Here is a 19,575-nt window from a genome sequence, read left to right as displayed (position 1 = left end):
ACACCCAACCCACCCACACCGAATCCGCCCGCACCGGGACGGCTCGCACCGGGACGCCCCGCCCCGGAGTCGCCCGCGCCGGGACACCCCGGCTCAAGGGGCGTCCTCCACCAGCGCCGTCTGGATCTGCAACGTCTTGCGCCGTGCGATGCGTATCGCCCGGCCCGGGATCAGCTCCCGCCCCTTGACGCTGCCGAAGAGGTACCCCTCGCTCGGCGGGCAGGACATCAGCAGACCCGGCGTGTTCACCTCCTGCAGCCGGCGCAGCAGCGCCTCGTTGAGCCCGCGCCCGGCGCCCGCGGAGGAGCGCGCCACCACCAGGTGGAGGCCGAGTTCGTGGCCCAGCGCGAGATGGTCGAGGAGCGGGGCGAACGGCTGCGTCATCGGACCGCCGCCCACCATGTCGTAGTCGTCGACCAGGATGAACAGCCGCGGCCCCTGCCACCAGTCGCACAGCCGCATCCTCGACGGCGCGACGTCCTCGCCCGGCACCCGCTGCTTGACCGCACGGGCCGCACCGTCCACCAGTTCCCGCAGCATGTCCAGGGAGACCGCGTGCCCCAGCCGGTACGGCTCGGGCACGCTCTCCACCAGTTCGCGCCGGTAGTCCACCGCCATGATGCGGGCCTCGGCCGGCGTGTACCGCTCGGTGATGCCCCGCGCCACCAGCCGCAGCAGGTTCGTCTTGCCGCTCTCGGTGTCGCCCACCACGATCAGATGCGGGTTCTCGGTGAAGTCGTGCCAGACCGGGGCCAGTTCGTTCTCGTCCAGTCCGAGCGGGAGACGCAGGCCGAGCTCGCCCGCGGGCGCCGGCAGTTCCTCGGCCGGCAGGTTCGCCGGCAGCATCCGCACCCGGGGCGCCCGTGGCCCCGTCCAGCTCTCGCCGATCGCGGCGACCAGGCCCGCCACCCCGTCCGCGAGGTCGTCGGCTTCCTCGACCCCGTCCAGGCGCGGCAGGGCGGACAGGTAGTGCAGCTTCTCGGAGGTCAGCCCCCGCCCGGGGCTGCGCGGAACGGTCCCCGCCCGGCGGGAGTCGATCTGCGAGTCCATCGCGTCCCCCATCCGCAGCTCCAGCCGGGTTCCGGTCTGGTCGCGCACCGAGGACGACAGCTCCACCCAGCGGCCGGTGGTGATCAGCAGGTGCACCCCGTAGTTGAGCCCGCGGGCGGCCAGCGCGTTGAAGGTGGGGATGTGCCGGTCGAAGTCCTGTCGCACCGTGGACCAGCCGTCGATCACCAGGAAGACGTCGCCGTGCGGCTCGTCGGGGAACTCACCCGCCGCCCGCCGCCTGCGGTAGGTGGGCATGGAGTCGATGCCGTGCTCCAGGAAGAACCGTTCCCGCCTGCTGAGCACCGTGTTGACCTCGGCGATCGTACGGCCCACCCGCTCGCTGTCCACCCGGGCCGCGACCCCGCTCACATGGGGCAGCTCGTCCAGCGCGGCGAGCGTGCCACCGCCGAAGTCCAGGCAGTAGAACTGCACTTCGCGCGGGGTGTGGGTGAGGGCCAGCGCGGTGATGAGGGTCCTCAACAGGGTGCTCTTGCCGCTCTGCGGACCGCCCGCGACGGCCACATGGCCGCCGGAGCCCGACAGGTCGACCGTCAGCAGGTCCCGCAACTGGTCGAAGGGGCGGTCCACGACGCCCACCGGCACGGTCAGCCGGCCCCGCATCGGCCAGTCCGCCGTGGTCAGGCCGTAGCGCGGGTCCGGAGCGAGCGGAGGCAGGATCTGGTCCAGGGTGGCCGGCCGGTCCAGTGGCGGCAGCCACACCTGGTGGGCGGGCGGTCCCGAGTCGCGCAGCCGGTCGAGCGCCACCGACAGCAGGGTCTCGCCGGCCGCGCCCTGCGGGTCCCGCTCCCCCTCCGGCTCCTCCTCTTCCGGTTCCGGCTCACCCGTGATGTCCGGGTCCGAGGGAACGCGCGGCACCACCCACTCCGCCGTCCACGGCACCACCTGCCGCGCCACCTGCGCCTGCACGACGGACCGGCGCCGCTGGTACGGCCCCGAGACATAGGCGGCCCGGAACCGGGTGAGCGCGGCGACACCGCTCTTGAGGTATCCGGCGCCCGGCTGCGCGGGCAGCTCGTACGCGTCCGGCACACCCAGCACGCCCCGGCTCTCCATCGCCGAGAACGTCCGCAGGCCGATCCGGTACGACAGATGGCTCTCCAGCTGGTGCATGCGGCCCTCGTCCAACCGCTGCGAGGCCAGCAGCAGATGGACGCCGAGGCTGCGGCCGAGCCGGCCGATCATGACGAACAGCTCCATGAAGTCGCGGTGCGAGGCGAGCAGTTCGCTGAACTCGTCGACCACGACGAACAGGCTGGGCAGCGGCTGCAGCGCCACCCCGGACTGCCGCGCCTTCTCGTACTCCAGCGCCGAGGTGTAGTTCCCGGCGGCGCGCAGCAGCTCCTGACGCCGGATCAGTTCTCCGTGCAGCGCGTCCTGCATGCGGGCGACCAGCGCCACCTCGTCCGCGAGGTTGGTGATGACCGCGGAGGTGTGCGGCAGTTCGTCGAGGCCGAGGAAGGTGGCGCCGCCCTTGAAGTCGACGAGGACGAAGTTCAGCGTCTCGGAGGAGTTGGTCAGAGCCAGGGAGAGGACCAGCGTGCGCAGCAGTTCGCTCTTGCCGGACCCGGTGGCACCGATGAGCATGCCGTGCGGTCCCGTACCGCCCTGCGCGGACTCCTTGATGTCCAGCTCCACGGGCCGGCCCTCGCCGCTCACCGCGATCGGCACCCTGAGCCGCGCGCTGCCGGTCGACCTGGCCCACAGGGTGGCCGGATCGTGGCGGTGCAGATCGGGGATGTTCAGCAGCGAGGTCAGTTCGACGTCGTCGGCCAGCGGCCTGGCGTCGTCGCCGCCCAGGCTCATCCGGTACGGGGCGAGCAGCCGGGCGAGGGCCAGCGCACCCGTCGTACCCAGCCGGTCGGGACTGCCGAGCGGGGTCGACTCCTCCTTGCGGTCACGGTCGGTGCGTACGAGCGACACACCGCCCTCGCCGACGTCCAGCCGCAGCGTGGTGCGTCCCGGCCGCCACACGAGGGCGCCGGTCAGGTCGAGCACCACCGCGTTGCGGAAGCCGGGCCCGTCGAAACGGTGCCCCGCCGGCACCTCGCAGCCGTCGATCACGACGACCGTGTACGGCTCCTCGCTTCCCGGCACCGCCTCTGGGTCCGCGCTCGGCCGCTCCAGGAACTCGGCACCGAGCAGGTTCTCCAGTTCGCCGAAGGCCGAGGCGACCATCCGGGCGGGCCCGGCACCGTCCTCCTCGTGCCGGTGCAGACTGTGCGGAAGCCACTTGGCCCACTCCCACTCCGCGCGCCGCTCGTCGGACACGCACAGCGCGATCCACAGGTCGTCCGGCGAGTGGAAGACCGCCAGCTGGGCCAGCATGGCCCGGGCCAGGCCGCGCACCTGCTCCTCGTCGCCCCGGAACAGCACCTTCGACCAGGCCCGCAGGTAGACCGCGATGGGCTGGTCCCGCACGCTCGAGTAGGCCCGGGTGAAGCTGCGCAGCGCGTGCGCCGCCAGCGGCTCCAGGTCCTCCACGGGCTTGGTGGACAGCGGCGTCAGCTTCATCGCCAGACGCTGGTCGCCCACCGCCATCCGCACCTCCGCGAAGTCCTCGTCGGACGCCCGGCGTTCCCACAGCCGGGTGCTGCGCACCAGCGACGACAGGGCGTCCGGCTCGGGATGGCGCCAGGCGAGGGCACGCTGCTGCTCGACCACGGACGTCCGCACCACGCGCCTGGTCTGACGCAGATAGCGCAGGTAGTCCCGGCGCTCGCCCTTCAGCCGCTGCTTGCGCTCGCCGTTGCGGCGCATGACCTGACCGAGCATCATCCCCGCGGAGGCGATCACCATCACGCCGAGCGCGATGTAGATGAACCCGCCGCTGCCCCTGCTCATGCCGGGCCGCATGAACATCAGCATCATGGAGACCGACATCAGCGCCATCGGCAGATAGGTCCACACCGCGGAACTGTCGGGGACGACTTCCGGAAGCGTCGGCGGTTCCTGCAGACTCAGTTCACCGGAGGGCATTTCCGGCCCTTTACGGCGAGCCGGCCTGCGGAACAGGATCACGCTCAACGAACGTCCTCCTCAATGATTTCGGCATGAATTCCGCGGGAACGACGCAGGTACGTCGCGGATTTTCCGTAAAGGGCCAGACTCTGCCACGACGGCTGCGGGAAGATTTCCCCGGGGTTCCGTAACGCTGAACTCCGAAGTGGTGTTGCGAAAAGCCCGGCGTACGGTCAAACTCGTCGGCGCGTGCCCCGTCCGACGATTTCGTCGCGGTCAGCGACCAACCGGCGTGCCGCTGCCACACCTTCAGCCACCGCGCATCCAGTGGCCGCCAGAACATCCAGTGGCCGCCAGAAAGTGTGAACTCCGAGCTCATGACTGAGATTCAGGCGGCAAGCCTGTGCCGCGTCACCGTACGTGCTCCGGCCAGGACGGTCGACCTGGCCGTGCCCTCCGACGTCCCCGTCGCCGATCTGCTGCCCACGGTGATCGGCTACGGAGGGGACGACCTGGAGGAAGCCGGCCTGGAGCACGGCGGTTGGGTCCTCCAACGCCTCGGCGGCCCGCCGCTCGACCCCGAGAGTACCCTGGACTCCCTCGGTCTGCGGGACGGAGAGGAGCTTTATCTGCGCCCACGCACCGAGGCGTTGCCCGAGGTCCACATCGACGACCTGGTCGACGGCATCTCCGACGGCATGGGCCGCAGACCGCACGGCTGGAGCCCCGAGGCCGGCCGGCGGCTGCTGCTCGGACTGGCCGCGGCCACCCTGACCCTGACGCTCGTGCTGCTGGCCGTGCCGGGCACGGCGGGCTGGGTACGGGCGGTCGCCGCCTCGGCCGCCGGGCTGCTCCTGATCGCCGGCGCGGGCTCCGCCTCCCGCGCCGTCGGGGACGCCGGCGCGGGCTCGGTCCTGGGACTGATGGCGGCCCCCTACTTCGCCCTGGCCGGCTGGCTGCTGCCCGGCGGCGAACTGGGCGGTGCCGACGGCGAGGCCGTCCTCGGTGCGCGACTGCTGGCGGCGTCCGCGGCCGGCTGTGCGGGCGCGGTGCTCGCCCTGGCGGCGGTCGGCGTGCACCCGGCGCTGTTCGTCGGCGCGGCCGGCATCGCGGCGGCGGGCGCGCTCGGCGCCGGGCTGATCACCCTCGACCTGGCACCGCAGCAGGCGGCCGGCGTGGTGGCCGTCGTGGTGGTGCTGTTCGGGGGTTTCGTGCCCTCGCTGTCCTTCCGGCTGGCCGGCATGCGGATGCCGCCGCTGCCGACCAACGTCCAGCAGCTGCAGCAGGGCATCGACCCGTACTCCTCCTCCGACGTCGACGCCCGGTCCGCACTGGCCGACGACTGGATGACCGCGTTCTACACCGCCGTCGGCCTGGTCTGCCTGCCCTGTCTGGCGGCACTGACGGCCGACGCGGGCCTCGCCGAGGTCCTCACCGTCGTGGCCCTGTCGCTCCTGCTGCTGCTCCACAGCCGGGGGCTGGGCAACGTCTGGCAGCGGCTGGCGCTGACCACCGCCGGGGTCTTCGGGGTGGTGCTGCTCCTCGTCGTGTCGGCCCGCTCCCTCGACCCGGCGGACCGGCTGACCCTGGCAGCGGGCCTGCTGGGGCTGGCCGCCGCGGTCACGATCGCCTCGTGGAGCGTGCCCGGCCGGCGGCTCGTCCCGTACTGGGGGCGCGCCGCGGAACTGCTGCACTCGCTCGCCGCCCTCAGCATCCTGCCGCTGACGCTCTGGTCGATGGGCGTCTACGGCCGGCTGCGCGGCATCAACGGCTGAACCGGGGAGAAACGGCGACATGCACAGCAAACGCGACCAGGTCCAGGCCCATCTCTTCATCATGGGCAGACTCGCCTCGGCCATGCTGCGCGCCGAGCCCGACGCCCCGGAGAGCCCGCTGGGCCGGACCAACCGAGGCGCCGCCATCGGCGTGATCATCGCGGTGCTGGTCTGCGCCGGCGCCTTCGTCTTCGGGCTCATCAAGCCCGGTGGGAACAACTCGTGGCGCTCGGGCGAGGAGCTGATCGTCAACAAGGACACCGGCGCCCGCTACCTGTACCTGGACGGGCGGCTGCGCCCGGTGCGCAACTACGCGTCGGCGCGGCTGATCGCCGGCGGCGACATCGGCGTCACGACGGTGGGCTCGTCCTCGCTCGCCGGCACACCGCACGGGGCGCCGGCCGGCATCCCCGACGGTCCCGAGGCGCTGCCGGGCACCGACGACCTGGCGGGTACGCCCTGGCTGGTGTGCTCCGGCGTCCGGCCGAGGACGACCGGCGTCGTCACGGCCACCACGACACTCGCCCTCGGCACCGACGCGCCGGAGAACCTGCCCGGCGGCCGGCAACTGGGCGCCGACGAGGGCCTGCTGGTCATCGGGCCCGACGACGTCACCTACCTGCTCTGGCAGGGCAGCCGCCTGCCCCTGGACGAGCGTGCCAAGGCGACCGAGGCCCTCGGGTACGGCAGTGCCGAACCCCGCCCGGTGTCGGCGGCCTTCCTCGACGCCCTCCCCCTGGGCCCCGGCCTGACCCCGCCCGAGGTGGCGGGCCGCGGCGAGAAGGGCCCGGAACTGGCCGGGCGGAGCACCAGGGTCGGCCAGCTCTTCCGGGTCGGCGTACCCGGCTCCGACGCCCGCTACCACCTGCTCACGCGGGAGGGCCTCGCCCCGCTCACCGCCACCGAGGCCACCCTGCTGCTGGGCGACCCGCTCACCCGCGAGAAGGCGTACGGCGGAGGCACCGCGACCGTGGCGACGCTCGGCGCGGACATCCTCGCGGAGCACCTGGCACCGAACTCCTCCTCCGGCCAGGCGGCCGACGGGGCTTTCGGCCAAACGGGGTCCACGAGGCTGCCCGCGACCCCGCCGGAACCGGTCGCCGTCGCCGCCGGCTCCGCGGCCTGCGCCGCCGTCGCGTCCACGGGCTCCGGCGTCCGCGTGGGCACCACGCTGCTGCCCGAGACCGCCCTCCCCGAGCCCGTGCAGCCGCCGTCGCCCGAGACCGAACCGGGCTGCCTGAAGGTCGACTCCATCGCGGTACGCGCCGGAAAGGGCGCACTGGTGCGGGCGTTGAGCGCGAGCGGCAGCGCCCTGGGCGACACCACCTACCTGGTCACGGACGAGGGCGTGAAGTACCGGCTGCTGTCCCAGGACGGGGCGAAAGCACTCGGCTACGACAGCGGCGAGGCCCGCACGATGCCGTCCCAGCTCCTGTCCATGCTGCCCAGCGGCCCCGACCTGACCCCCGAGGCGGCGTCCTCGGGCGAGGCCCGGGTGACACTGCGCTGCCCGAAGGAATAGCGGACAGAGCGGGCACTTCACCGGGAATCGGCGAGCACTTATCCGTACATCGTCGGGCGGGGGAATTTTTGAACTCCACGCTTCCACCTCACGTTAACCCCGACCTGCGGACGCCCCTCCACGGAAGGCAGCATTGCCCGGTCTGTCCGACCAAGTCCCTCACTCCGCTCACCTGAGCGGAGTTAATTCCCCGAAACTGCTCAACTGAGCGATCGAATTCGACCTTTCAGGCGCCGCAAAGGCCCGAAGCGACAATTGCCAATCCACTTGCGCCCTGCTTAGCATCAAGCTCACCTCATGCCCCGACGTGCCGACCGGCCCGCGGGAACACCCTGTCTGCCCACGGGGTGACGTGGGGCCATCGCACAGTGAGCCTCGCCCGAAAGGGAGTTATCTCATGGCCATGCAGCAATCAGAAGAAGGCGCCACTCGCAACGGAGTCCTGGCGCTGGAACAGGCCTTCACCGGTGTCCAGCGCTGCCAGCAGGACGTCCAGTCCACGGCGCAGACGCTCGCCTCCAGCTACCAGGGCGCGGACGGCGGCAAGTACAAGCAGCTGCTGGAGCAGTGGGACGGGCACGTCGACACCATCCTGCTCAACCTGGACCGGATGGTCGACCAGCTCAACGAAACGCTCCAGGAGCACACGGGCCAGCAGGGCGCCAACAACGAGGCGATCGACTCGGCGTACTCACGCGCCACCGCGGTGTTCGACGAGCTCAACGGCACGGCCGACACTCCCGCCCCCACGGCCGGCACCAACCCCCTCAGCTAGCCCCACACCCGGCAGCACTCCGAGCCCTTCCCCCCGCGTGCCCCTCCCCGCGAATCGAGGAATCCGGTGGACTTCTCCGACGGCTTTATTTACGTCGACTACAACCACGCCGAAGGCGCGGCCGACGACATGATCAGCCAGTCCCAGTCGATCATGAGCATCCTGGCCAACCTGGAGATGGAACTGTCCGAGCTCCGCAACAGCTGGATCGGTGAGGACAGGGAGGTCTACAGCGAAGTACAGGCGGCCTGGGACGGCGCCGTCGCGAACATCAAGACCCTGCTCGCCAACCACTCCGGCCTGCTCACCGAGATCTCCGGCAACTACCGGTACACGGAGCAGAGCCTGGCCCAGCGCTGGGGCGACATCCGGATCGGCAGCCGCTGACACCACCGGGTGACGTGACGGAAGGACAAGAGCATGGCCGGCGTGGTCCTCGACAGCGAGTTCCTGAAGAACTTCATCTCCGAGCACATCGAGACGTTCAAGGCGGGACTCGAGAACATCCTCAAGGACGAGCCGAACGGCGCCGTCGCGATCTCGACGCTCGTGCACGATGTGGCCGCCGAAACACTCGATGTGTCGAAGCCGCTGAACCTCGGTCGCATGACCAACGGTGAGGACGCCATCGAGGAGGCGAGCCAGCTGAACTCTGCCGTTCAGCAGGGCGCGGAGGCGCTCCAACACATTCTTGAGTCGCACGTGACCCTCTTCGAAGACCTCGAGCAGGCCTTGTGGGACACCATCGAGAAGTTGGCGGAGGCCCAGGGAAAGAACCTCGAGAGCATCACACCGGAGGAATTCTCGGACCTCTTCGAGGATGTCGACAGCAGTTCGACGAATCCGGGCGCTTCTTCAGGTGGTCAGGGCTCGGGTCAGGGTCAGGAAGGGTAGCGGGGCTTCGCGATGGCCGCCGACGGCGAGGGAACCGATCTCACAGGGGACACCTGGCAGAAAGCCGTCCAGATGCTCACGGGCTATGTCCTGCCGGACCGGAACACGGTGTTCGACACCCTCAAGGGCAACGAAGCCATCCCGCTGATGCATGTCCGGCTGGACCACGTGGGCGGTCCGAGCTACCAGTCCAATTTCCTGCTTCCGGACGGCTGGCACACGCACAACACCGACTACACCTTTCCGTACTACGCCCCCAATAACAACCAAACGGGGGGCTCCGCCGGCGACTCGCTCCACAGCTATCGCGCACACATCACCTTCCTCGCCCAGTACAAGGAGGATTGGTTCGACGGCGACGACTGGATCAGTGACTACGGAAAGACCAGTGACAACCTGAAGGACAAGGGCGGCTGGAACTGGGAGGGTGACAGCCTCAGCTGGAACACCAACGCCCTGGTCCAGTACGTCTACGGTTCAAGGGCGGCACTCAAGAAGCTGACGGAGGCCCCCGACTACTCCACCCGCGGTTTCGTCAACCGCGGGCGGGAAGTGACCGACGGGGAATACGTCAACCTGCTCTCCTTCACCGAGGCGGCACAGGCATTCGACCGGGTCGTCAAGTTCTTCGAGGACAGTTCGGCCACCGTCGGCAAGTGGGACACCGAGAACATCGGAGAGGGCAGCGACTCCTGGGACGGTACGTCCGCCGCCCTCTTCAAGGAACTCGTCCACAAACTGGCGCGGAACTACGAGGGTTACGTAGACCAGCTCACCGCCCAGGGCGATTCCGGCAGTCCGGTCACCATCGACGGCGTGACGGTGAATTCCGCGCCGGCCCGTGCCCTCGCAGAGGCCCAGCAGGTGATTCTCACCCAGGCGGAGAACCTCCTGAGGGCCTGGCAGGCGTGGGAGAGGGAGAGCAACCCGGGGCGCTGGCTCTACGACATGCTGCGGGACGGCTTCAGCAGGATGTTCGATCACCACTACTCGAAAACGACCATTGAGGTGTCGAGCATCAATGAGCAAGGCAACACGTCCAAGGACTCCACGTACGTAGCGGCGGAGGAAGGCTTCAAGAACACGATCATCATCGCGGCGATCTCGCAGAATGACGACAGCGGGATGAGGGAGTACGGCCCGCCCGCCAGCATGACCACCTGGAGAGAGATCGGCAACGAGGCGGTCAAGCGCTGGAACGAGTCCGCGCAGGACTGGCTGGCCCCGGCGGGTGCCGAGGCCATTGCGGCGATCAGGAACGCGTTCTACGACCTCAGCAAGGCGTTCGACGCCGAAATCACCGACAAGGACAGCCGCCCTCTCTCTGACATCGCCGCCGAGGCGGAGGCCAAGGCCGAGAAGAAGAAGGCCGAGGAGGAGGCCGCCAAGGCGAAGGCGGAGGCCGACCAGGAGAAGGCCGACGCCGAGGCCGAACAGGCGCAGCAGAAGGCGGACTACGAGAAGGAGAAGGCGGAGGCCAAGGCCGAGAAGGAGAAGGAGAAGGCCGAGGCCGAAGCGGAGCAGGCCGCGGCGAAGGCTGAAGCCGACCAGGAGAAGGCCCAGGCCAAGGCGGAGCAAGAGCAGGAAAAGGCCCAGGCAAAAGCCGAACAGGAAGCCGCCAAGGCTGAAGCCGACCAGGAAAAAGCCCAGGCCAAGGCGGAGCAAGAGCAGGAAAAGGCCCAGGCAAAAGCCGAACAGGAAGCCGCCAAAGCCGAAGCCGACCAGGAAAAAGCCCAAGCCAAGGCGGACCAGGAACAGCAGCAGGCGGAGGCCGAACAGGCGGCCGCCGAGCAGCGGGCCTTCGTCGTCGCGCAGAACCAGAAGGCCCAGGACGAGGCAGACAAGGAACGGGAGCGGGCCCGGGCCGAGCAGGAGGCGGCGAAGGCGGAGGCCGAACAGGAGAAGGCCGCCGCCAAGGCCGAACAGGAGAAGGAGAAGGCGGAGGCGGAGGCCGAGGAGGAGGCCGCCAAGGCCGAGTACGAGAAGGAGAAGGCCGAGGCCGAGGCGGAGCAGGACCGCGAGAAGGCGGAGGCCGAGGCCGAGCAGGAGGCGGCGAAGGCGGAGGCCGAACAGGAGAAGGCCGCCGCCAAGGCCGAACAGGAACAGCAGCAGGCGCAGTACGAGGCAGACCGGGAAGCCGCCAAGCAGGAACAGGACGAGGCGCAGGCCACTGCGCAGGCCGAGCAGGACCGGGCCCGCCGCGAGGCCACGGTGGAGCGGCAGCAGGCCAGGCTGGAGGCCCAGCAGGCCCAGGAGCAGGCGCAGCAGGACTACGAGCAGCAGAAGGCCGACGCCCAGGCCGAACGCGAGGCCGCCGTCGCCGAGGCCGACCGTCAGGAGCAGGAGGCCCGGCAGGAGTACGAGCAGCAGAAGGCCGACGCCGAGGAGGAGCGGGACCAGGCGCGCGAACAGGCCGAACAGGACCGGACACAGGCCCGCGAGGAGTACGACCGCGAGCTGGCCGCCGGGGCCGACGAGAGCCAGGCCCGCCAGGACTACGACCGCCGGCTCGACGAGATCGACGCCGCCGAGCGCGAAGCCCTCGAACGGGCGGACGCCGCCGAGGCCGAGGCGCGGGGCGAGTACGACCAGGCGAAGGCCGACGCCCAGGAGGACCGGGAGCAGGCTCGCACCGACGCCCAGCAGGCCCGCAGGGACGCCAGGGCCGAGTACGACGAGCGCATGGGCGACGTCCAGGCCGAGTACGACCGGCTGTCCGCCGGGAACAAGGACTTCGACGAACTGATCCGGCAACGGATCGCCGACCTTCCGCAACCTCCCGACCTCTCGGCCTACAACCAGGGCGGCGGCTCCCCCGGCTCGGCGTATTCCTCCGCGTTCGGCGACAACCTCTACAACCAGGACGACCTCTCCTCGGCGCTCGGCCGCCCGCAGGGCAGCGACGCCGCGGCCGCCTCCGCCGGCGGCTCCGGTACGGGAAGCGGGTCGCCGGGGATGTACCCGCCGATGGGGCGGGGCGTCGGGGGCGACGCCGGCGGGAACTCCGGCGAGCGCACCAGGACCGTCATCGAACCCGGCGTCGCGCGCTCCGCCCGGACCGCCGCCACCACGCCGACGGTCGACGAGGAGGAGCACCGCGTGGCTGCCCGGAACGCGCAGACCAGCAGCGGATCACCCTTCATGCCGCCCATGGGAGGCATGGGCGGGGCGGGGGACCGGCCGCAGACGGAGAGCGGGGACCGGGAACGGACCACCTGGCTGGCCGAGGACGAGGACGTCTGGGGCACCGAAGAGGGCGGCGCACCGCAGGCCCTGGGACGCTGACGGAAGGAGACGGGGATGAGTCAGCCGATCGAGGACCGGGTGGCCCGGGCGAGGGCGCGCCTCAAGACGGTGGAGGATGCCACGGCCTCGGCACAGTCCGAGCTGGACGCCGCATCGGTCAGCGCGCGTTCGGCGGACCGGTCGGTCCGCGTGTCCGTCGGCGCGAAGGGGGAGCTGACCGGCCTCGAATTCCTCGACGGCAGGTACCGGACCATGGCGGCGGCCCAGCTGTCCGCGGCGGTCCTGGAGGCCACGAACCTGGCCCGGGCCGAGATGGCCCGCCGGGTCGTCGACACCCTTGAGCCGCTCACCCGGTTGACCGCGTGGGACGACGTCCCGGACCGGGTGGGCGTCGACTGGAAGTCGGTCTTCGGATCGCTGCTGACCGAGACCGCCGCGCCGAAGGGCCCGACAGCGATGAGCCGGCTCCGTGACGAGATCGTCGAGGACGACGAGGAGCCACCCGTCCCGCCCGGGACGTCGGCTCGCGGCACGGAGGACGGCCGACGGGAACGGCAGGAGGGCGCGCAGCCATGAGCAAGAAGTTCGTCACGGACGTCTCGGAGATCCTTGCGAGCGGCAAGAGCTGGGCCGACCTCGTGCAGCAATACGAAGGGATCGTGCCCCGGTTCGAGGACGGCGTCGCGGAATTCGACGACTGCTGGGGCAAGGAGGGCGAAGGCGACTCCTTCGCCGACGCCATCGTTCCGCAGGTGGAACAGGAACTGCAGCAGATCCTGCCCACGGTCAGGAGCCTCATAACCAACTTCCTGACGGTGGCGGAAGCATTCGGCGCACAGGCCGGGGAGGTGCAGCGGCCGCAGTTGCAGGCGCTGGACGACATCGCGGCACAGGGCGCGGAGAGCGAAACCAGGCGCTGAATGGCGATCACCTTCTCGGCCTCCGACAAGGGGTACCTCACCGCCTGGGTGGGCCCGCCCCCCATGGGGGACGAGGACCGGGGCTACGCGAGCCGCGTTCCCTACCAACAGCTGGCGACCGAGATCGACGACCTGTCCGCGATGATGAAGGAGGCGATCACCGCCGCGGGGAGATCCCTCCCGCCCCAGGTCGCCGAGCAGTTCATCGGCGCGATGAAAACCTTCGTCGACGACAACGGCCAGAACCACCTGGCCAACCTGTCCGCGGAAATCCGGAAAATCGCCGACAGACAGGTGGACCGCTCGATCCAGCTCACCGAGGGCAAGTACCAGATCCTCATCGAGCTGATCATCATGCACATCGAGCTTGCGCTGATCGCCGCCCTGGCCGTCTTCACCGGCGGTACGTCACTCACCGAGGCGGCGGCCCAGAAGGCACGCACCGCGCTCACGATCCTGCTGATCTACCAACGGATGAGCCAGGCGGTGCCCACGCCGCTGTCCGTGGTGCTGGAGGCGATCGAAGAGGCGTTGACGCACTTGGGGGCAAGTGTGCTGGCCATGTCCGTGCCGGACGAACCGGACCGCCGCCTCAAGGAAATCGACTGGAAGGGAGTCGCGCAGTCGTTCGTCATGGGCGCGTTCGCGGGGCTTTTCGGGGACCTCGGCGCCCGGTTCGCGGGACACATAATCAACCAAATCTTCAAGAAGGACGACCTGTTCTGGAAGGAGGTGGCCGAACTTCCCGTCGCCTTCGTCAACGAGGGTCAGGCCGAGACGTTGGCCGTGGGGATAACCAGTCTGGCCTTCACCGGCGCGTTCGTGGTCAGTCCCGGCACGTTCGTCAGCGCCGGCATCACGGGCATCGTCTTCGAAGCGGCCTCCGACGGCGCGGCGTTCGGCGGGAAGTGGGTGCACAACAAGTTCGTCGCCGACCACCGACTCGATGCCGCGGACCTCAACCACCTGCCGGACGACCTCGACAGTGAAGGCGGGTACGAGGACGGCGCCGGGTACGACGGCGCCACTGCTGCCGTCCCGGCTCCCTCTTCTTCCGCCGCCGACCCCCTGTCCGACGTCGACAGCAGCCCCCTGGCCGGGCCGGGCAGCCTTGCCACCAGCGACACCTGGGACAGTCCCTACACACCGGCCGCGCCGTCGTACGGCTCCGAGTACGCCGCGTCGTCCGTCGACGACTTCAGCGACGCCGCCTCGGTCGCCAGCGACGCTTCGTCGGTCTCGTCCGCCTCCTCCGTCGACTCCACGTTCAGCACGGCCTCGTTCGCGTCGTCCAGTTCGTCCGTGTCGTCGGTCCCCGACGTCCTCCCCGGTGCGCTGCCGGGCGCCGGGGCAGCGGGTGCGGGAGCGCTGGCAGCAGGCGCCGGGGCACCGGGCCTCAAACCGTCCTTCCCCACCCCGTCGAGCCCGCACCCGGAACCGGCGCCCCAGAGGGACTTCGGTTTGGCCGACGTCGACAGCGACACCCCGGCCGTGCCCCCCGGTCCTCTCCCGGGCACACATCCGGCCTCGCAGTCCCCGGACGCCGACACCGTCGCCGGCACGCTCAACCCCCCGGTGACGACGCCGGCGGAGCACACCCCGCTCGGCGACACGGACAACGGCCTGCCGGGCGGCAAGCCCGCCACCGTGTCGTCGTCCGCCCCGGGGCTTCCTCCGGCCCGGTCGGCAGAGTGGAGCCCCGGAGCCGACGCCGACACGAACGCTCCGCTCACCGGTCGCGAGGACGCCACCGGGGACGACCCCGCCGTCTCGAAGGGCTCGCAGCCCGCCGGGGACCCCGAATCCCGGAGCACGCCCGAACACCGGCGGTCGGCGGCCCACGGCGACACCCCCACGGCCCGTGCCGACGCGGCCACTGCGGAGGAGAACGCCGAGGACGGCACGACCACTCCGGAAGCGTCCCCCACGACGCACGGAACGACGCCCGCACCCGGCCGACCGGAGCAGGAACCCCTGCCGGGGCGGGAGACGCGCCCCATCACCTCGGAGTCCGCCACCCCGGAGTCCGCCAACCCGGAGTCCGCCACACACGGGACAGGGCGGCCCACCCCGGGCCAGCAGGAACAGGCGCCCCCGCCAGCGCACCTCGCACCACCGGCCACCGCTCCCGCACAGCCGGCCGCCGCCTCGCCGGCCCCCGGAGCCCCGCACGCCGCCTCGCCGATCCCCGGAGCCCCGCACGCAGCCTCGCAGCAACGGCAGCAGACCACCCCGCCCGGCCGTCCCGCCGCCGGACCGGACGACATCCGCACCCCGGAGTCCGAGCAGACCGATCGCTCCGGTCAGTCCGGTCCGCACATCACCGAGCCGGAGCCCGGCACCAAGTCCGACACGGAACCGGGCACGAAGTCCGGGACCGACCCCGGTACCAGGTCCGGGACCGCCATCGACCCGGACGTCGACGCCCCGCCGCCCTACGAGCAGTTCCCGACCGAGTCCAAGTCCTGGCCGCCCGCCCCGGACTCCGACCCCCCGCCCCCTTATGAGCCGGTCCCGACCGAGTCCGGCGCACTGCCGACCGACGCGCACCCGGTGGCACCGCTCTCCGCCAAGTCCGCCGTACAGCCGGTCCTGCCGGACGTGTCCTTGGACTCCTTCGACTCCTTCGACGATGGCGTCCTCAGCGCCCGGGAACCGGCCGAGATGCCCGGCCTCTCCTCCGCGCCCGGGTCCCCGGAGCCGCTCGACGTGATCGCGGACCGGGAGACCGACGCACACGGTCCGGACCCCATGGACCTCGACGACTCCCCGCCGTCGGACGAACTTCACCACCAGCAGCTGCTGGTGGACGTGTTGGGCCCCGGCATTGGGTCGAGCCGGCAGTATCCCGTGCTGCTGGACGCCCTCGCGCGCATCGACCGGCTCCGCCGGGCCGACCCTGCGCTGCGCGCCGGGCCCCTCGACCTGGACGCCGTGACCCGCCGGGTGCTGCTCCTGGATCCCGCTGATCCGGTGACCAACACCCTGCGCGGTGACCTGCTCCGGCTCGCGATGGAGCCGGAGACGCAGCAGATGACCGGCCTGGCCAGGCTGGCCGCATTCCATCTGGAGCTCTGGGGTGTCCGTTCCGGCACCCACGCGTTGGTCTCTCCCGAGGGCCGTTTCCGGGGCCGCAACTGGACGGGCACCGCCCTCCCCCACTGGGACCCCACCAGCACCGGCGAGGTGACCCTCAGAACCGGGGAAGCCCCCCAGTATGCCGAGGCCCAGCCCGCACGCTGGCACCGTCCGGGCGGGCCGGAACCGTACGTCGTGGTGGCGGACGGCGACCACGAGCACGTCGTCGTGCGGGGTGATGCCGGGCCCCCGCGCCGGGTACCGATCGACGTCTTCGCCGAACTGGTGGCTCTCGACCTCGAATTGAGCGGTCTCCCGACGGACACTCCCGTGGTACTGATCGTCTCCGGGGCCGGCAACGGGGAGCAGAAGCTCCCGCGCCAGGTCGCGGACCGGATCGGGCGGGACGTCTGGGCGGTCAACGGACACGTCTCGGTGGAGCCGCAGGACGACCCGTCCCTGCCCTTCGTCCCCTCCCTGACCTTCGCGAAGGGGCTCTCACCCGCCGACTGGATCCTCAGCACTCCCGGACTCGTCCGGGATCCGGCGGAGTCCGAGAACGCCCCGGCCTGGGAGAACGAGGTGCAGTCCCACACCATCGTCATGGACGGGAAGCAGATCGGCCGGGGCCTGTTCACCGACTCCGAGGCTCCGCGCCGGGTCCGAACGCTGCGGTATGCGTTGTCGGCGACGGAGCTGTGGCACCTCGACCCGGTGACCCGGGAGTGGACCAAGGACAGCGAGGCCGTTCCGTTCGCCGGCAAACCGGCGTACCTCCACGCCGCACACGGGACCGCCGGGACGACCGCGGCACCGACGAAGACGGACCCGTCCCACCACTCCCAGGGGCCGGCGACCGGCGGCATGCTGAAGCGGCGTCCGAGCCTGGCGCGGCTGCCCAAGGATCACGCCATCGTGGCGGAGGCGTGCCAGGATGCCGCGCTTCCGGGCCTGTTCCGTACCCGCAGAGGCATCAAGGACGTCTTCGTCTCCGACCCGGTGGGGGTCATCAGCGAGGCCCAGCACATCGCCAACGAGACCGGACGCACCGTGTACGCCGCCACCCACCCGGTGGGCGTCAAACGGCGGAACGGCAAGTTCGTCCACTTCATGTACACGGACTCGCGAGGCCGGCGCGGCAGGTGGCTGGAGATCCGCCCCGAGCCCGCCGGAACCGTACTCGACGACCGCGCCCGCGCCGCCGGCCTGCACACGGACCCCACCCAGCCGGTCTCGGACGCCACGCGCGACCGCACGCTGCGGCTGGTCCGCGCCCTGCGGCTGACCTTCGGCACGACGATCGAGGACGACAGCCGGTACGGAGAACTCCTCGCCGGCATCGGCGCGCTGGAGACCCTGCGCGCCGCCGACCCGGCACTGCGCGACCTCACCCCGTTCACCCTCGACCTGCTGGAGCGTGCCGCCCAGGCGCACCACGTGCGGCAGCACGGCGACCAGGCGGGCCCCGTCGACATCCGAGCCCTGCTGTTCAGCGCCGCCGACACCGTGAACCGGCAACCCGACAGCGTGCTCTCCGACTTCGTCGACCTGCCGCACGTGACCGCCGTGGCGCGGGAGCTGTCCGCCTACGACGCGTCGGGCCTGGACGCCGCCGCCCACGTCCTGCGACGGCCCGACGGCTCGAAGACCGTCGGGGATGCCGAGCGCACCGCGCTGTTCTGGGCCAGGACCAAGGCGCTGGAGTGGGAGAGCCGGGTTTCCGACCCGGACGCACTCACAGCGAGGATCCTGCATCTGGACCGGCCGGACCCGGCCCTCCGTAAGAATCTGCTCGGCCTGGTCACCCAGGCTGCGGCCGCGGGCGTCGACGTGGACGACCTGACCGCGCTGGGCGCCTTCCACCTGGAGGCCCTGGGCGCCCTCTCGGACGCCACTCTCGTGCTGGGCCCCGACGGCGAGCCGGTCGGCCGCAACTGGACCAGCGCCGCTCGGAAGGCGTCGGCGGTCACCGACCATATCGATATGGGCGCCCGGTCGGAGGCCGGTGACCTCCGGCACACCGGCCAGGAGGATCCACCGTGGAACAGGCCCACGGGGTCTCCGGGGTACATGGTGTGGGCCAGGTCCGAGCCGGGACACCTGCGCATGAACCTGCCCAACAAGTTCAGCGGCCGGGTGCCCTACGACGAGATCGCCGAGCTGCTGGCACTCGACCGCGTCCTCGGTTCCCGCCCACGGGACACCGAGGTCGTCCTGGCCGTCTCGAACACTGTCCGGGAAACGGAGGCCGCCGCCGGGGCCACCGGCCGCGGCACCGGTGGGGCCTCCCACCCCGACCCGCGAGCCGTCATCAGCGCCGTCCTCGGTCGGGCCACATGGGGCGCGAAGGGCACTGTCGCCCTGCTCCCGACCGGTCCGGGGAGACGGGATCCGTACGTCACAACCCTCCTGCCCAGCGTGCCGGGAGCGCGGGCGGACGAAGAGTGGTCGCGCATCCCCGGCGTATCCCCGACGCACAGGGCCGGCGGCAGGACGGACGAAACGTCCGAAGGCGACTTCACATCGGAAGACGACGTCACCTCCGAGGACGACGTCACCTCCGAAGACGACGCCACGTTGGCGGCCGAACACGAAAGCCCGTCCGAAGCACCCGAAACACCCGTCGCACCCGACGGCCTCCTGGAGCCCGCAGCGGCCCGCACCCCGACGACGGACACGGAAACGACGGACACGGACGAGGTCCGGTCCGGCCACGAGACCCCGTCGCCGGACCGTCCGGCCGGCGCCGTGGCAGAGGAGCAGGTGCAGACCCCTCCGCAGCCGACCCCCGAGGAACTCCTCCGGTACCAGGAGCTGCTGACGGACGTCTACGGCTCCGGCACCCTGCCGGACCACGAGTACTCCGCCGTGCTCGACGCCCTCGCCCGCCTGGACCGGCTGCGCCCCGTCGACCCCATGGACGAGTTGTTCGGCCGCAGCCCGCTCGATTTGGACACGATGGCCCGCGACGTGCTGCTCCTGGACGAGGCCGGACCGGTGACCCGGGAACATCACAAAGAGCTGTTCCGGGTGGCGACGCACCCGGGCACCCGGCAGGCGCACAACCTCGCCTTCCTGAGCGCGTTCCACCTGGCCGACCAGGGCGCACTGTCACAGCGCTACTCCAGGACCGCCAACGGCGGGCGCCCCCCGGGCCGCGACTGGACCACCCGCTCCATTACCGACCTGGACCTCACGACCACCGGGAGGACGGTACTCGGAAGCGACGGACGCCCGGAGCGTCAGCCGGAAGTGGACCCGGCGCACTGGCACCGTCCCGGCGGGCCCGAGCCGTACGTCGTGCGCGCGGACGGTGACGCGGAGCACATCGTCGTA

General features: G+C 70.9%; 10 protein-coding genes (1 of these 10 cut by a window edge). 9 read left to right on the top strand and 1 reads right to left on the bottom strand.

What is annotated here, in order from left to right; all coding sequences use genetic code 11:
* Positions 1-93 precede the first annotated feature (93 nt).
* Complete coding sequence (gene eccCa, locus HZS56_RS18660; RefSeq protein ID WP_253914477.1) at positions 94-4,047, bottom strand: type VII secretion protein EccCa; 3,954 nt, start codon at positions 4,045-4,047, stop codon at positions 94-96.
* 359 nt (positions 4,048-4,406) lie between these two features.
* On the opposite strand from eccCa, the gene eccD reads away from it, so the two are divergent.
* From eccD to HZS56_RS18615, 9 genes are all read left to right on the top strand, one after another.
* Positions 4,407-5,804: a type VII secretion integral membrane protein EccD gene (gene eccD / locus HZS56_RS18655; protein ID WP_216721835.1), complete on the top strand. Its 1,398-nt coding sequence runs from the start codon at positions 4,407-4,409 to the stop codon at positions 5,802-5,804.
* A gap of 19 nt (positions 5,805-5,823) precedes the next feature.
* Complete coding sequence (gene eccB, locus HZS56_RS18650) at positions 5,824-7,326, top strand: type VII secretion protein EccB (protein ID WP_216721834.1); 1,503 nt, start codon at positions 5,824-5,826, stop codon at positions 7,324-7,326.
* 397 nt (positions 7,327-7,723) lie between these two features.
* Complete coding sequence (locus tag HZS56_RS18645) at positions 7,724-8,101, top strand: WXG100 family type VII secretion target (protein WP_216721833.1); 378 nt, start codon at positions 7,724-7,726, stop codon at positions 8,099-8,101.
* Positions 8,102-8,167: 66 nt separating this feature from the next.
* On the top strand, positions 8,168-8,488 hold the full coding sequence (locus tag HZS56_RS18640) for a WXG100 family type VII secretion target (protein ID WP_216721832.1): 321 nt from the start codon (positions 8,168-8,170) through the stop codon (positions 8,486-8,488).
* 33 nt (positions 8,489-8,521) lie between these two features.
* Positions 8,522-8,995: a type VII secretion system-associated protein gene (locus HZS56_RS18635; RefSeq protein WP_216721831.1), complete on the top strand. Its 474-nt coding sequence runs from the start codon at positions 8,522-8,524 to the stop codon at positions 8,993-8,995.
* Positions 8,996-9,007: 12 nt separating this feature from the next.
* Positions 9,008-12,280, top strand: coding sequence for an AAWKG family protein (locus HZS56_RS18630; RefSeq protein WP_216721830.1), 3,273 nt, complete (start codon positions 9,008-9,010; stop codon positions 12,278-12,280).
* Positions 12,281-12,295: 15 nt separating this feature from the next.
* On the top strand, positions 12,296-12,817 hold the full coding sequence (locus HZS56_RS18625) for a YbaB/EbfC family nucleoid-associated protein (RefSeq protein WP_216721829.1): 522 nt from the start codon (positions 12,296-12,298) through the stop codon (positions 12,815-12,817).
* Positions 12,814-13,161, top strand: a complete 348-nt coding sequence (locus HZS56_RS18620; RefSeq protein WP_216721828.1) for a hypothetical protein — start codon at positions 12,814-12,816, stop codon at positions 13,159-13,161. The genes HZS56_RS18625 and HZS56_RS18620 overlap by 4 nt, the downstream gene beginning before the upstream one ends.
* Positions 13,162-19,575, top strand: partial view of a lonely Cys domain-containing protein gene (locus tag HZS56_RS18615; RefSeq protein ID WP_216721827.1) — the 5' portion only. Its footprint extends 23,037 nt past the window's final position; only the first 6,414 of its 29,451 coding nucleotides appear in the window; it begins with the start codon at positions 13,162-13,164; its stop codon lies off the right edge, out of view.

The organism is Streptomyces mayonensis (assembly GCF_018982965.1).
GTDB classification, from domain to species: Bacteria; Actinomycetota; Actinomycetes; order Streptomycetales; family Streptomycetaceae; genus Streptomyces; species Streptomyces mayonensis.
Note: the sequence above shows the minus strand (reverse complement) of the source record. Positions and strands in the feature narration are given on the sequence as shown.